The sequence below is a fragment of the Kyrpidia spormannii genome (genome assembly GCF_002804065.1).
Classification (GTDB): domain Bacteria; phylum Bacillota; class Bacilli; order Kyrpidiales; family Kyrpidiaceae; genus Kyrpidia; species Kyrpidia spormannii.
The window spans coordinates 2,576,508-2,590,883 of sequence record NZ_CP024955.1 but is presented as its reverse complement, the minus strand read 5'-3'; the positions used below and the strand labels follow the sequence as shown (position 1 = coordinate 2,590,883).

The following is a 14,376-nucleotide window of genomic DNA, read 5'->3' as shown; positions in this document are numbered from 1 at the left end:
GCATGCGGGAGGAAACGCAGCGTCCCAGGCTCTTACAATCGCTGCCGGGGTCAACAGAGATATCCGAAGAAGACCGGAGGCGCCTGGAAGCGCTGGTTGATTGGTTACCTCTTATTGCGGACGCTGTACAGGCAGACATCTTTATCGATATGCCGTTGGATGCGGAAACGGCACTGGTGGTCGCCCACGGTCGTCCAAGTGTGACTCGGTCCTTGTATCGGGAGTCTCCCGTGGGTCAGACGGCCCGGATGGAACAGGAGCCGGCGGTCATTGAGGTCCACCGGACCGGGCGGCCGGCCTACGGCATTGAGGCGGTCAGTCAAGAAGGCACCCGCGTTCGCCAGGATGTTGTGCCGCTCACGGGGGGAGACGGGCGAACCATCGGTAGCCTCATCGTCGAGCGGGACATGGAAAAGGTCCTCCGTGAAGCTGAAGCCCGGCGGGCTGCGGAGGAAAGCCGGGCGCACCTGCAGAGGGTATTGGTCCAGGTTCAGTCGATCGGCGGCCGGGTTGCCGAAGTCAGTGCGGCTCTCGCTTCAGCCACGGCGGATCTCAGCCGTGCCCACGACGCCTTCATCGGCCGGTATAAACAGCTTGAAGCGTCGTCTGAAGATGTGCAACACCGCCTTCGGGGAGTTCAGGAACTCACCCAATTCGTACAAAAGGTGGCGAATCAGACGAAAATCCTGGGCCTTAACGCGGGTCTGGAAGCTGCCCGGGCCGGATCGTCCGGTCTGGGATTCCGGGTCATTGCCGACGAAATCCGCCGTTTATCCGAACAGGTGCACGAATCCGCCGGCCACATTCGGGATGAGTTGCACTCCCTTGTCGGTGCGGTCTCCCAAAGTATCGGGGACATGAGCGTTGTTCTCGAGGCCGCCGCCGGTCAGGACCGGCGAATTCGCGAGGTGGCCGGCATGACGGACGCGCTGGTTCAATCCATGGAATCTCTCCGGGAAAGTCTTCGGATGGAGTGACAAGAACACCCATGAAATCAGCGACAAAATAGTTGCGAGTTTGCTCCGTTCTCGGTATACTTTTAATAAAAGTGAATCGATGATTTCCCTGAGAACAGAGAGGGAGTTGGAGCCTTCAGGAAGCGGGCCTCAACTCTCTTTTTGTTTACAGGAAAATGTATCCATGGCGCGGAGGGATTTCTTTTGGAAGATGTATCGTTTACTGTCTGGGCACACAGAGGGGATTCAGCCCACTGTCCGGAGAATACCCTGACGTCGGTGCGCCGAGCGCAATTTTGTTGAGACGAGAACTGTGTTTTATCTACTTCATGTGGATTACAGGATTCTGGGGTTTTGGGTTTTGGATGCCAACGGTGCTCAAATCGGTGTCCGGTTGGTCCAACGCCAGCATCGGTTGGCTCATCGTCATCCCCATGGCCGTGGCGCTGATCGGCTTCATCGTCACCGGCAATTCTTCGGCCCGAACCGGTGAGAAACGGTGGCACGTGGCGATTCCCATGTTTATCGGCACCGTGGGGATGGGACTCGGGCCCTTTGTTGCAAACCCGTTGCTCAGCTTTATTTTGGTCTGCGTCAGCGCCGTCGGTGTGTATGTGGGAATGGGAGTCTGGTGGACGTATCCCACGTCTTTCTTGTCAGGGGCCGCCGCTGCTGGCGCCGTGGGCCTGATCAATTCCGTGGGAAATCTGGGGGGATGGGTCGGTCCTTATCTCGTGGGATTCGTCAAAGACCGGACGGGTTCCTTTACGGGAGCGTATCTATATCTCGCATTTTCTCTTCTTGTGGCGGGCCTTTTGATTCTCACCCTGCGAAAAAAGTTGCCGGTGGATCACCCAGCCTCCGTTCAGCAGTCCGAGTTGAACTGAGGGGGGCTGCCCGCCGTCCGCTTACTGCAGGGCTTAAGGTGTCCTGTGGTGCGAGTATTTTTTCATTCCCGTCCTTAGCTTGATCTGAAAAAACGCGCCTTATCCTCTTCCTTCAGGAAGAGGATAAGGCGCGTCATTGAGCGGACAGAGGAAGAGCGGCTCTTTTGGCGAATATGCGTTTGCGAGACTCGAACATTCGGGGTATCCTAGAACCATGAAAATTCTCAAGTCCTTTCGATTCCGTTTGGAACCCACAACCGAACAATCCCAGTGCCTCACCCGTTACCGGGGATGTGCGCGGTTGGTCTGGAACAAGGCGCTGGCCTTGCAAAAGGGGCGGCTGGAGGCCGGGTACCCTTTACTCTCGTATGAGGAGCTTGCCCGGCTCCTGACACTCTGGAGACACAGCGAGGAATACGGTTTTTTGGCCAACGCCCCTGTGCACCCTTTGCAATGGACGCTCAAGTTCCTGGATCGGGCAATCCGGGCGGCGTTTGACAAGTCCAACCCGGCGCGCTTCCCGACCTTCAAGAAAAAGAACGGGGACGAGGCGGGCCTGCGCTTTCCGGACCCGAAACAGATCAAGCTCAACCTGTCGACTAAGGATGCAGACGGGCGGTGTGTCTTGCCAAAGGTTTTCCTGCCCAAGATCGGGTGGGTGAAGTTCCGCAAGTCCCGGACCATCGATGGGACGATTCGGAATGCCACGGTAACATGGCAAGCCGGGCACTGGTTCATCTCTTTCCAGACGGAGATCGACGTGCCGGAGCCGGTTCACCCGTCGGAGTCGGCTGTGGGGATCGACCGGGGAATTGTGCATTTTGCGGCGTTGTCGGACGGCACGTTTGTCGATGCGCCGGGATGGTTCCGTCGGCACGAAACGAAACTGGCTTGGGAAATGCGGAAGTTGTCGCGGAAGAAACGGTTCTCGCGAAACTGGCAAAAGCAAAAAGCAAGGATTCAGCGTCTTCATGCGCATATCGCGAATGCCCGGCGGGATTTTCTGCACAAGACCTCCACGGCCATCAGCAAAACCCACGCGATGGTGTTTGTGGAGGATTTGCGGATCCAGAACATGAGCAAGTCGGCCAAGGGGACGAGGGAGAATCCGGGAAAGAACGTGCGGGCGAAGAGCGGGCTGAACAAAGCGATCCTGGACCAAGGGTGGTTCATGTTTCAAACGTTCTTGGGCTACAAGCTCCACTGGTTGGGAGGCTGGCTGGGGGCCGTACCGGCCCCGTACACGAGCCAGACTTGTCCGGTTCCGGAATGTGGGCACAAAAGCCCGGCGAATCGGCCGACGCAATCGACATTCCGATGCGAGAGGTGCGGGTATGAGGGCAATGCCGACACAGTGGGAGCGATGAACATATTAAGGGCTGGACTGGCCCGGATCGCCTGTTCTCCGGTGTAGAGCCGGGGAGTCGGTCGTTCGACCGATCCAAGGGGTGCAACAAGGCCTCTGGTGGCAGGAAGGAATCCCCCGCCAAAAGGGGTGAGGAGGTCAACGAAAAACAGGTACATGTCTTGATCCTCCTGTCCCATACACGAGCCGGCCCAGCCTCATATCGTGGCAAGGGCTATCAGAAGTGTCATGGGAGGGGTCGGGAAAATGAGCTGGTGGAATGCGTTCATTACGGCAAATCTCATTGGCATCGGAGCGAATTTTGACAACTGTGGTGTGGGAATCGCGTACGGAAGTCAAAAAATCAAATTTCCTCACCGGGTTAATGCGGTCGTCAATGGCGTTGGTTTTTGCACCGCATTTCTCGGTGCGTACGCCGGTAAGCTGATCTCTCATTACTTCACTGCCGAACAAGCTGGGTGGGCATCCTGTATCGCACTCGCTTGTATAGGGTTGTTTTTCTGGTATTCCGGATACGTTCATCCGCGTATCTCCCGACACACTGGAAAAGTCAAGATTCAAACACGACCAAACTGGAAGCAGGGAGCACTGCTCGGTCTTGCATTGTCTTTCACAAATGTTGTCAGTGCTTTTGGTGGGACGGTTTCAAACGCCACGACCATTTGGACGACAACCGCGGTCATTTCGATGTGGGGATATATCATGATCTGGTTTGGGAACCTGATTGGCGTGGGGGTCTTCGCACGACTGCTCGGTAAATATTCCTCTCTGGTCGCCGGATTCTTGCTCATTCTCGTCGGCGTTCATCAAGTCCTCGGTTGAAACGGACGATAATCACGATGGAAAACCCATTCTGCAGAAATCGACACCGATCCTGTTTCGATGTGGCACTGGAGTATGGTATCCTCGTCATAGTCGGCGCCTTTGGCAGCGTTTTCTTATAACTACCTTTGGCGGGTTTCATGACAATGATGTTTGGCCGCGGGTGAACTTGTTGGAAGGAGGAATTGAGATATGAGCCATCGGAGGCCTCAAAAAGAGGGGCTTTCCAGTGCCGCCGCACTCAGGTTTGTAGTTCTGATCGGTGTCTTGAGCTTGTTTGCGGATCTGACTTATGAGGGTGCCCGCGGAATCAATGGTCCCTTTCTCGCCGTGCTGGGGGCTTCCGGTGCTGCGGTGGGGTTCATTTCGGGGCTTGGAGAGCTTCTCGGCTACGGGATCAGGTTTTTGTCCGGGTATGTGAGCAGCCGCACAGGCCGATACTGGCTCATGACGGGAATCGGATATGTGGTGAACCTTTTGGCCGTGCCTCTTCTGGCTCTTGCCGGAAGTTGGCAGCTGGCGGCGGTCCTCATCATTATGGAGAGAATAGGCAAGGGGTTGCGTAACCCTCCGCGCGACGCGATGCTTTCCCATGCTGGGACGGTGATCGGTCAGGGTTGGGCTTTTGCGCTGCGGGAGGCACTGGACCAGATTGGGGCGATGGCGGGGCCTCTGGCGGTCGCTGGAATTCTCTATGTGAAGGGCAGCTATCATACTGCTTTCGCCTTTCTGGCGTTGCCTGCGTTGATTTCGCTAATTGTGCTGATGACGGCCAGACTCCAATACCCCAATCCCCACGAGTTGGAACGGGTTGCGGAGACAACCCCTCCACAGCCCCAGCGATTGCCGCGTTCCTTCTGGGTCTATCTGAGTGCCATGTCCCTTGTTGCTATCGGATATGCGGACTTCAACATCATCTCCTATCATCTGACTCACGTGATTCCACCGAGCGCCATTCCCATTTTTTACGCGGTGGCTATGGCGACGGCCGGTGGTTCAGCGCTCATCTTCGGGAGGTGGTATGATCGGAGTGGGATGCCCGTTCTCACATTAGCGATCGCACTTTCCGCCTTTTTTGCTCCACTCTCGTTTTTAGGTGGATGGGTTGCGGCCGCAGCGGGTGTTATACTCTGGGGGATCGGCATGGGCATTCAAGATTCGCTCATGAGTGCCCCAGTGGCAACGATGATCTCGCCAGAACGCCGGGCGTATGCTTACGGGGTGTTTAACGCCGTCTATGGGGTCGCATGGTTTGGGGGTAGTTGGTTACTGGGTGTACTCTATGATACGTCGATTGTGGCTCTCGTGGCTTTTTCGGTGGTCGTACAGCTTGTGGCCATTCCCGTGTTGCTCCTCACGAAAAAGAGAGGGGGGAACGGCTCGTCATCGTGAGCCGAGGAAAGCATGGCCGGCCCCCGGCTATGATCACCACCCGCAGATCCTCTGTTGCAAAATGCTCGGGTACAACCCCGGAGGCACCTGTCCGAAATACGGGCCGTTCTGATAGGCCCGCATCTCGGCGTGGAGACTGCCCATGACAACCAATGTGGCTGCGAGAAGGATCCCAAGGGTCCCCACCACACCGCGGGCGCGATTCAATCGGCTGAGCAGCCAGGAAGCAGCGGCGATCCCGACGAGGAAAAGAGCGGCGGCGGCGAACAGGCCGGTTTGGACGATGTTCCCGCCGGTCAGCGCCGCCTGGGCGTTCGGAGATAACGAAGCGACGGTGACGGCCCCGGACAATACCAAAAGGGCTGCGGAAACCATGGTACCCCGTAATCCGGATTCCATGGCCCAGCGATAAAATCGGCGAACTGGCGAATCGGCAGCCATCCGGCGCAAACGGCGGTAAGCGATACTGACCACCAGGAATCCACCGATCAGCCCGGTGGTGATCGTCAGGTCCAGCGCCCGCCAAAGCACCGACGGCTGCAACATGGCCAGTATCAAAGTGATGAACCCGCCGAACAGATCCGGCTGGGCGGCGAATTCCCCGGTGACCATGAACACCGCCGGAACTGGAAGGAGAAGAACCACCGCGGCGATGCCGAAGGGAATGAAAAGCTTCGGAGACCGCGGATATTTATACAAGAGAATTTTAAACACCTGAAGTGCTCCCCAACCCGTAAAAAGGAGGAAAACGGTCGTCAGCCAACCTTGGGTCAACATGTATGCCGTGGCATCGGCCAATCGGACGAAAACCCCGATGATGATCGGGGGAACGACTCCGAGGAGAAAAACCAGCCATTCCCGGACCGCTGTTTTTCGCACCACCAGACGGGCCAAACGGAGGCCGCGCGCGTCGTGCTTGCGGGCTCCGTATCCGGCTGCGGCCAATGAAGCCAGTGCACCGCCGGCGAGGTAAAACACGAAGAGAAGAAAAAGGGTACCTAGTACGGCGTGAATCCATGCGGATGCAGTCGCCACGCACCCCGCCCTCCTTTACGTCCAAATCCGGAATCGCTCATTTTTATTGTATCCCGTTTCGATTCTTTGGGCGGGCAGATCCCGGCGAAATTATGACGATCCAGTGGAGATTGTGGGTAGGAATGGAGAACGCCAAGGCCGCCGCCTTCTTGCGCCACTGTCGAGGAAAGGCGGCGGTTGGCATGATCAGGCGACCCGGAGGCCGCCCGCACGGGTGCCGTGGGGAATTCAATTCCAGTGCCTCGAGGTGGCGGTGAGGTTGCGCGGAGTCGACCACCGATCCACCGGGAGGTCTTACTCTTGGGCTTTCACCCCTAATGGCGGCTGTTTTTCGCCGATTTCCTGGAAAAGCTTCCGAGCCCGATCCACCAGGGCCAGGAATTCCCGGGAGTCGTGTCGTAATTGTTCAGCTTGCGACAGAGCTCCTCCCTCGCGAAGTTGGCGGTTCTCCTGTTCCAGAGAACGGACTTTATCCTCCAAATGGGTGACGGTACGCCGGAGCTCCGCGTTCTCCTGCTCCATTTTTTGGAATACCTCTTCCCAGGCTCGGAGGGACTGGATCACCGCATCAATGTTCCACTGGTGCCCTACCTGACGCCGGCGCCCCCTGCGGCCCCGGGTTTGGGCCAGGCGCTCCTTTTTCATCCGCTTCGCCTCTTGAATTGCTTCCTCATAATTTTTCCGAATGATCCCATTCCAGCGATAGCCGCAGGCGGCGGGGGTCCTGCCCAATTCGCTGGCCGCTTCGACAAAGGCGCTCAGCTGGGTGCTGCCCTCGCGAATGTGGCGCAATACAATGTCCGCCAATTTTTTGTCATCTTCGGGCGCCCAAGCGTCAGAGCGCGTAGTCCACCGTTCTACCGTTTCCATGGTTTCGCCTCCATATCTTTCCTTTTCGTTACTATTGGTATAGCCATTCCCGGTCGATCGCATACGGAACCTATCGCCGATGTTCCGATTTCTTTGAGAAAATGCCCCACTTCTTTCTCTATATCTATGAAACAGCCAATGAAAATGTCACCCCGGATTGCGCGTGAACTCGACAATCTGGTATCATAAGCCTGGGATGTTAACCAGTATGGTTATTTGAGTTAACAATAGGGGGCGATGGGGTGGAACGATATCTCGGCTTATTAGAGAAAAGTAGGCGGTACGTGTGGAATCCTTTCACCCAGATGAAAGATTTTTTTGATCAGGAGCCGGTGATCGTGGAGCGCGGGGAGGGGGTGTGGCTGGAAGATGTGAGGGGAAGGAGGTATTACGACGGCGTGTCCTCCCTGTGGCTCAACGTCCACGGCCACCGGGTGCCGGAACTCGATCGGGCGATCGCCGATCAGCTCGGGAAAATCGCCCATTGCACGATGCTTGGGCAGCTCAACGTGCCGGCGGTGGAATTGGCGGAAAGGTTGATCGAGATCTCTCCTCCGGGCTTGAATAAAGTATTTTACTCGGACAGCGGGGCCGAGGCGGTGGAGATCGCCATCAAGATGGCATACCAGTTCTGGCAACACATGGGCCATCCCGAAAAGCGAAAATTTATCACCATGACCGGGGCGTATCACGGGGACACCCTGGGCGCGGTGAGTGTGGGCGCCATTGATTTATATCACCGGGCGTACGGTGCACTTTTATTTGAAACGGTTCGCGTTCCTTACCCTTACTGTTACCGATGTCCCCTGAACCAAGAGCCAAAAACGTGCGGCTTTGCCTGCCTTCACCTGCTTCACCAGGCCCTGGAGGCGCACGGCGGGGAAACCGCCGCCCTGATCGTGGAGCCCGAAATGCAGGGGGCAGGTGGGATGATTGCCATGCCCGACGGTTTTCTGCGGGAGGTTCGGGACTTGTGCACCCGGTGGGACGTGCTCATGATCGCCGACGAGGTGGCGGTGGGGTTCGGGCGGACCGGGAAGATGTTCGCCTGCGAGCACACCGGGGTATCCCCAGATTTTCTCACCTGCGGCAAAGGGCTGACGGGGGGTTATCTCCCCGTGGCGGCCACCCTGACCACCGACCGGGTCTACGAAGCTTTTCTCGGTGAACCCTGGGAGGAAAAAACTTTTTATCACGGTCATTCTTATACCGGCAACCCGCTGGGATGTGCCGCAGCCCTGGCCAATCTCGATTTATTTGACGAAACGCAGTTGGTGGACCGGGCCCAGAAGAATGAAGCGTATCTCCGGAAGCGCCTTCAGAAACTGATCGACCATCCCCACGTCGGGGACATTCGGATAAAGGGCATGATGGTCGGGATCGAGCTCGTAGCGGACCGGGCCACCAAGGAGCCCTTTCCCGCCCGCAGGCTCATGGGGGCTGCCGTATGCCGGAAGGCCAGGGACGAGGGGATGATCATCCGTCCCCTCGGGGACGTGGTGGTGTTTATGCCGCCTCTCGCCACCCCGGAAGGGGACCTGGAGGCGATGACGGATATCCTGATCCGGGCGGTGGAAGAAGGGGCTGTGTCGTGATGGACTCTACCGGCCTTGAGGCAGAACTTCAAAACCTGGAGGATGCGGGACTTCGCAGGCGGTTGCGGAGGGTCGAGTCAGCTCCAGGGCCCGAGGTGACGGTGGAAGGGCGCCGGATGTTGATGTGTGCCTCGAACAATTACCTGGGTCTGGCCCAGGATCCGCGCCTGATCGAGGCGGCTCACCGGGCCATGATCCGGTACGGCGCGGGAAGCACCGGATCTCGCTTGATCAGCGGCGACACGGAACTGCACGAAGCCCTGGAGAAGCGGATCGCCCGGTGGAAGGGCACCGAGGCGGCGCTGGTTTTCGCCACGGGCTACATGGCTAACGTCGCCTTGGCCACCACCCTCGCCGGTGAAGAAGATGTGATTTTTAGTGATGAGTGGAACCACGCGAGTATCATCGACGGTTGCCGGTTGAGCCGGGCCAGGGTCTCGGTGTACCGCCACGCGGATCCCGGGGACTTAGAGTCGAAAATCATCGCGGCCGGCCCCGCCCGCCGGCGTCTGATCTATACCGACGGGGTGTTCAGCATGGACGGGGATGTGGCCCCGCTGCCCCGGCTCTTGGAGGTGGCGGGAAAATACGACGCTTTTGTGGTGGTGGATGATGCCCATGCCGGAGGAGTGCTGGGAAAGCGCGGGCGGGGGACGATGGAATATTACGGATTGTCCCCAGCACCTCGAATCATTCAAATGGGGACGCTCAGCAAGGCGGCGGGGGTAGAGGGGGCATATGTGGCAGGGGCGAAAGCGGTCATCGACTACCTGATCAATCGCGCCAGGCCTTTTATTTTTTCCACGGCCCCTTCTCCGGCAGCGGTGGGCGCCGCCCTCGTGGCGGTGGAAATCATGGAGCAGGAGCAGTGGCGCAGGGACCATTTGCGCGCCTTGGTATCCCGACTGCGCACGGGTCTTCGGGAACGAGGCTGGCGGGTCCCCGAGGGTTCGACCCCTATCATTCCGGTCATCATCGGGGAAGTGGGAGAGACCCTGCGTCTGGCCGCCCGGCTGGACGACGCCGGAATCTTTGCTCCGGCCATTCGCCCGCCCACGGTCCCACCCGAATCTTGCCGGATTCGTTTGACGGTGACCGCCGCCCACCGGATGGAAGATGTGGATCGGATCCTGGCAGTGTTTACAACGGAGGGATGATCGGTGAGCGGAGCTGTGGTGATCGGGACGGATACGGAGGTTGGAAAAACATGGATTACCGGGGCGTTGGTGGGCCTCTATCGAGAGGTCGGGCTCCGAGCGACGGCCTGGAAACCGGTGCAAAGCGGCTGCAGACCGGGAGATCCGGGCTCCGATTCCGCCCGGTTGAAATGGCTCGGCGGTCTGGAGGAAGAGGAATCGTCCATCTGTCCGTACACCCTGGCGGAGCCCCTGGCCCCTGCCCTGGCGGCCCGGCGGGCAGGGGTGGCGCTGGATCCCCAGAAGTGGCGGGAGATCTTGAATGTGAGGCTTCAGCGCCACGACCTGGTCCTCGTGGAAGGAGCGGGGGGAATCACGGTCCCCCTGGCGGATGGTTTTACCGCCGTCGAGCTGGCGAAGGGTGCGGACCTGCCGGTGTTGGTCGTGGCCCGGGCCGGGCTCGGAACGGTCAACCATATTCTGCTCACCGTGGCCTACGCCAGGCAGGCGGGACTCCGGGTGGCGGGAGTGATTCTAAACGGCGGGGGCCGGGATGGAGGCACGGTCGCTGAGCAAACAAACCCAGAACTGATCCGGGAATATTCCGATGTCCCGATCCTCGGCCGGGTACCCTGGTTGCCCGGGCGCCCGGGGAGGGAGGAAATATTGGGCACTGTCAAGGCGCACGTGGATCTGGAAGCGATACTTCAATCGATACGTGGAGGGGATCGATGATGACTCGGGGAGAGGCGAATGTTGCGGTGACACCTTTGAAAGGAATGCGGGACTGGGCGGGCCTGGCCCGGGAGGTGCTGAGCGGACGAGCCGTGACCAGGGAGGAGGCCCTGGCTATTCTACTCGCGCCCGATGAAGACGTGCCCGCCCTGTTAGACGGGGCGTTTCGGCTTAGGCAACGGTATTTTGGAAAAAAAGTAAAGTTGAACATGATCCTCAATGCGAAAAGCGGCCTGTGTCCCGAAGATTGCGGGTACTGCTCCCAGTCCGCCATTTCCACGGCGGACGTGGCCAAATACCCCCTCCTTTCAAAAGAGACGATCCTGGAAGGGGCCCGGGAGGCGGTGCGGCGCAAAGCCGGCACCTACTGCATCGTGACCAGTGGCAGACGGCCGGCCCCCTCAGAGGTGGAGCGAATCGTTGAAGCGGTTCGAGAGATTCGGGCCACCACCGATCTAAAAATCTGCTGTTGCCTCGGATTTCTCACCCCGGAACAAGCCCAGCAACTCGCCGACGCCGGGGTGCACCGCTACAATCACAATCTGAACACCAGTGCGAACCAGTACCAGGCGATTTGTTCAACGCACACCTACGGCGACCGGGTGGAAACGGTGGAGACGGCAAAAGCCGCCGGTATCTCGGCGTGCTCGGGCTGTATCGTCGGCATGGGAGAATCCCCAGAGGACGTGGTGGATGTGGCCTTCTCCCTCAAAGATTTGGACGTGGACTCCATTCCGATTAATTTTCTCAACCCCATTCCGGGAACGCCCCTGGAAGGCCGAAAGGAACTGAATCCCCGGTACTGCCTGAAGGTACTGGCCATGTTCCGTTACGTCCACCCGGCAAAAGAGATCCGCATCGCCGGCGGCCGGGAAGTGAACCTGGGGACGCTGCAGCCTCTGGGACTCTATGCCGCCAATTCGATTTTTGTCGGCGACTACCTGACAACGGAAGGGCAGTTGCCCGAGGCGGATTGGAAGATGATCGAAGATCTCGGTTTTGAGATTGAGACCTGTGCCCTGTAATTCCCGGCGCCCGGGGTGATGTTCCGCACATGGGAAGCGACATCGCCCCCCGCCTTTGAAGCACGAGGGCGGCCACCTTTGCGGCCAAGCCCAGAAGAACCAGCAGTCCAAAAGCGCCGAGTACCGAGGCAGTCGCAGATATGCCCATACCATGCCCGCCTCCTCATGCTCTCTTCAATTCCCGTCCGCTCGATGTTCAGATTTCGCCAGTCACTGAACTGTGTGAGCTGGAAGAACTCGGACATCACTGCCCAGACGGGCTTTTTTTGTGCTGTCCTTGAAATTCGGACGGAGTGGTCTAGCTTGGTCCATCTGGCGAATACACATAGACTGGCTTTTCGAGGGAGGCGGCGGGATGGAAAAGGAGAAAGCGACCCTGCGGATCACGGGCATGCACTGTGCCGCCTGCGCCACCCGGATTGAGCGGGTGGTGAAACGGCAGGAAGGGGTTCTCGATGTGAACGTCAATCTCGCCTTGGAGCGGGCCACGGTGACGTACATCCCCGGGGCTGTGGATCTGGAAGAGCTCATCGATCGTGTAGAAAAATTGGGATACGGCGCCCACCCTGATCAACAGACGAAAGACTCGGCCGGGGATCGGCGCCGTCAATGGGAAATGTTTGTTTTTTCCCTGATTTTGTCTCTGCCGTTTTTGTGGGTGATGGCCCATATGGCCGGTTTTCCGTATATCCCGAGGGCGTTTCTCAATCCCCGGGTGCAATGGGTTTTGGCCACCGAGATTCAATTCGTCGCCGGTTGGGCCTTTTACGTGGGAGCGTGGAAATCCCTTCGCAGCGGTTCGGCCAACATGGACGTCCTGGTGGCCTTGGGCACTTCGGCAGCTTATGGTTACAGCGTGTGGATGATCCTCCGGGGGTCGGGACATTTGTATTTTGAAACTGGAGCTTTGATTATCACACTGGTCCGACTCGGCAAAATTCTCGAATCTCACGCAAAAAACCGCACCGCCGACGCCCTGGCCGAGCTCGTTTCCCTCCAGGTCAAATTTGCCCACCTGTGGACCCCCCAGGGAGAGCGGGACGTTCCGGTCCAGCAACTCCAGGTGGGGGACGTGGTGGTGGTCAGACCCGGGGAGCAAATCCCGGCGGACGGTCGGGTGGTGGCCGGAGAATCGGATGTGGATGAATCGATGATGACGGGGGAAATGCTCCCCGTCGTCAAGAGGGCGGGGGATCTGGTGTACGGGGCGACGCTCAATCAACAGGGGACCCTCCGGATCCAGTTGAAGCGGGTCGGCGCAGACTCTGCCTTGGGGCGGATCATCGGGCTCATTGAAGAGGCCCAGGCGTCGAAGGCCCCGGTCCAGCGGTTGGCGGATGCGATTTGTAATGTGTTTGTTCCGGCGGTGATCGCCATCTCCGCCGGGACGTTTGGCGTGTGGTTTTTTGCGGGCGGCGGCACGACTAGCGCACTCCCCACCGCCCTCATGAACGCCGTGGCCGTTCTTCTGATCGCTTGCCCGTGCCCTTTCGGCTTGGCGACCCCCACCGCGGTGATGGTGGGAACCGGGCGGGCGGCGAAGATGGGAATTTTTTTTAAGGGCGGGGAGGCGCTGGAGCAGTTGCACCGGGTTCAGGTGATGCTGCTGGACAAAACCGGGACTCTTACCCGGGGGCGACCTGCGGTGACAGATGTGCGGGTGATTCGACCGGGCCCCCTTCGCTCGCGGAATGACCTCATTCGCCTCGCTGCTTCGGCCGAAGGGCCTTCGGAACATCCCCTTGGGCGAATCCTGGCAGAAGGGGCTACTGGATTGGGGCCGCTCCCGGAGCCTGAGGGTTTTGTGTCCTCGGGAGGCGGGGGAGTGCGGGCCGTCGTGGAAGGGCGGCCGGTGGTAATCGGGAACGGGCGGTTCCTGGAGGAATGCGGTGTGGAAGGAGTTGTCCCCCCTGAGAAAGATCTCTGGGAGTCAGAAGGCAAGACTGTGATCCAGGTGGGGGTGGATGGCCGATTGGCCGGTTTAATCGCCGTTTCCGATGTTCTATTGGAGGAGTCCCGTCGGGCGGTGAAAGCGCTGCAAGAAATGGGGATCGAGTTGGTCATGGTCACCGGGGACAACCGGCATACCGCCGAGGTCGTCGCCCGGCAGGTCGGGATTCGCCACGTTCTGGCCGAACTCTCTCCCGAGGATAAGGTCCGGGTGATCCGGAAGTATCAAAAAAGAGGTCGGAAAGTGGCCATGGTGGGGGATGGCATCAACGACGCGCCGGCCCTGGCGGCGGCCGATGTGGGCATCGCCGTGGGGACGGGAGCGGACGTGGCCCTGGACGCCGCCGACGTAGCCCTCATTGGAACCGGTTTGGAGGGGGTGGTTCGCGCCGTCCTCCTCTCCCGGGCGACCTTGCGCAACATTCGCCAAAGCCTGTTCTGGGCCCTGGGGTACAACATCATCGGCATCCCCGCTGCGGCTGCGGGTTGGTTGAGCCCCCTCATCGCCGGAGCCTCCATGGCTTTCAGTTCCGTGATGGTGGTGCTGGGTGCCCTGCGCCTCAAACGGGTGCGAATTTGAATCGGGGCGGCATGAGGTGACATGCCC

At 59.1% G+C, this 14,376-nt stretch carries 12 protein-coding genes; 10 read left to right on the top strand and 2 right to left on the bottom strand.

Features of this window, described 5'->3' with window-relative positions:
• The first annotated feature begins 2 nt into the window (after positions 1–2).
• The 5 genes from CVV65_RS12950 (at position 3) to CVV65_RS12930 (ending at position 5,423) form a co-directional block, all read left to right on the top strand.
• Positions 3–977, top strand: coding sequence for a histidine kinase N-terminal domain-containing protein (locus tag CVV65_RS12950; protein WP_100668479.1), 975 nt, complete (start codon positions 3–5; stop codon positions 975–977).
• Between the two features lie 155 nt (positions 978–1,132).
• Positions 1,133–1,843 carry an MFS transporter gene (locus CVV65_RS12945; protein ID WP_100668478.1) on the top strand — a complete coding sequence of 237 codons (711 nt, stop codon included), beginning with the start codon at positions 1,133–1,135 and terminating at the stop codon, positions 1,841–1,843.
• A gap of 214 nt (positions 1,844–2,057) precedes the next feature.
• Positions 2,058–3,257 carry an RNA-guided endonuclease InsQ/TnpB family protein gene (locus CVV65_RS12940; RefSeq protein ID WP_100668477.1) on the top strand — a complete coding sequence of 400 codons (1,200 nt, stop codon included), beginning with the start codon at positions 2,058–2,060 and terminating at the stop codon, positions 3,255–3,257.
• 198 nt (positions 3,258–3,455) lie between these two features.
• The gene (locus tag CVV65_RS12935; RefSeq protein WP_157935517.1) at positions 3,456–4,031 is read left to right on the top strand and encodes a manganese efflux pump MntP; all 576 of its coding nucleotides are present in this window, start codon (positions 3,456–3,458) and stop codon (positions 4,029–4,031) included.
• 192 nt (positions 4,032–4,223) lie between these two features.
• Positions 4,224–5,423: an MFS transporter gene (locus CVV65_RS12930; RefSeq protein ID WP_100668475.1), complete on the top strand. Its 1,200-nt coding sequence runs from the start codon at positions 4,224–4,226 to the stop codon at positions 5,421–5,423.
• Positions 5,424–5,456: 33 nt separating this feature from the next.
• Here the strand turns inward: CVV65_RS12930 and CVV65_RS12925 are convergent, their stop codons facing one another.
• Complete coding sequence (locus CVV65_RS12925; RefSeq protein WP_100668474.1) at positions 5,457–6,458, bottom strand: hypothetical protein; 1,002 nt, start codon at positions 6,456–6,458, stop codon at positions 5,457–5,459.
• Positions 6,459–6,752: 294 nt separating this feature from the next.
• The gene (locus CVV65_RS12920; protein WP_100668473.1) at positions 6,753–7,328 is read right to left on the bottom strand and encodes an RsfA family transcriptional regulator; all 576 of its coding nucleotides are present in this window, start codon (positions 7,326–7,328) and stop codon (positions 6,753–6,755) included.
• Positions 7,329–7,570: 242 nt separating this feature from the next.
• On the opposite strand from CVV65_RS12920, the gene bioA reads away from it, so the two are divergent.
• The 5 genes from bioA to CVV65_RS12895 all read left to right on the top strand — a co-directional run bounded on the left by bioA (position 7,571) and on the right by CVV65_RS12895 (position 14,349).
• Positions 7,571–8,923, top strand: a complete 1,353-nt coding sequence (gene bioA, locus CVV65_RS12915) for an adenosylmethionine--8-amino-7-oxononanoate transaminase (protein WP_100668472.1) — start codon at positions 7,571–7,573, stop codon at positions 8,921–8,923.
• Positions 8,923–10,080: an 8-amino-7-oxononanoate synthase gene (gene bioF / locus CVV65_RS12910; RefSeq protein WP_041306022.1), complete on the top strand. Its 1,158-nt coding sequence runs from the start codon at positions 8,923–8,925 to the stop codon at positions 10,078–10,080. Before bioA ends, bioF begins: the two co-directional genes overlap by 1 nt.
• A 3-nt stretch (positions 10,081–10,083) precedes the next feature.
• The gene (gene bioD, locus CVV65_RS12905) at positions 10,084–10,794 is read left to right on the top strand and encodes a dethiobiotin synthase (protein WP_100668471.1); all 711 of its coding nucleotides are present in this window, start codon (positions 10,084–10,086) and stop codon (positions 10,792–10,794) included.
• On the top strand, positions 10,791–11,819 hold the full coding sequence (gene bioB / locus CVV65_RS12900; protein ID WP_100668470.1) for a biotin synthase BioB: 1,029 nt from the start codon (positions 10,791–10,793) through the stop codon (positions 11,817–11,819). The genes bioD and bioB overlap by 4 nt, the downstream gene beginning before the upstream one ends.
• Before the next feature lie 355 nt (positions 11,820–12,174).
• On the top strand, positions 12,175–14,349 hold the full coding sequence (locus CVV65_RS12895; protein ID WP_100668469.1) for a heavy metal translocating P-type ATPase: 2,175 nt from the start codon (positions 12,175–12,177) through the stop codon (positions 14,347–14,349).
• The last annotated feature ends 27 nt before the right edge of the window (positions 14,350–14,376 follow it).

Excerpts from the sequence above, each read along its gene's own strand:
- bioF (WP_041306022.1), top strand. The coding sequence starts at position 8,923 with ATGGACTCTACCGGCCTTGAGGCAGAACTTCAAAACCTGGAGGATGCG.
- CVV65_RS12895 (WP_100668469.1), top strand. The coding sequence starts at position 12,175 with ATGGAAAAGGAGAAAGCGACCCTGCGGATCACGGGCATGCACTGTGCC.
- CVV65_RS12940 (WP_100668477.1), top strand. The coding sequence starts at position 2,058 with ATGAAAATTCTCAAGTCCTTTCGATTCCGTTTGGAACCCACAACCGAA.
- CVV65_RS12945 (WP_100668478.1), top strand. The coding sequence starts at position 1,133 with ATGTATCCATGGCGCGGAGGGATTTCTTTTGGAAGATGTATCGTTTAC.
- CVV65_RS12920 (WP_100668473.1), bottom strand. The coding sequence starts at position 7,328 with ATGGAAACGGTAGAACGGTGGACTACGCGCTCTGACGCTTGGGCGCCC.
- CVV65_RS12935 (WP_157935517.1), top strand. The coding sequence starts at position 3,456 with ATGAGCTGGTGGAATGCGTTCATTACGGCAAATCTCATTGGCATCGGA.
- bioB (WP_100668470.1), top strand. The coding sequence starts at position 10,791 with ATGATGACTCGGGGAGAGGCGAATGTTGCGGTGACACCTTTGAAAGGA.
- CVV65_RS12930 (WP_100668475.1), top strand. The coding sequence starts at position 4,224 with ATGAGCCATCGGAGGCCTCAAAAAGAGGGGCTTTCCAGTGCCGCCGCA.
- CVV65_RS12950 (WP_100668479.1), top strand. The coding sequence starts at position 3 with ATGCGGGAGGAAACGCAGCGTCCCAGGCTCTTACAATCGCTGCCGGGG.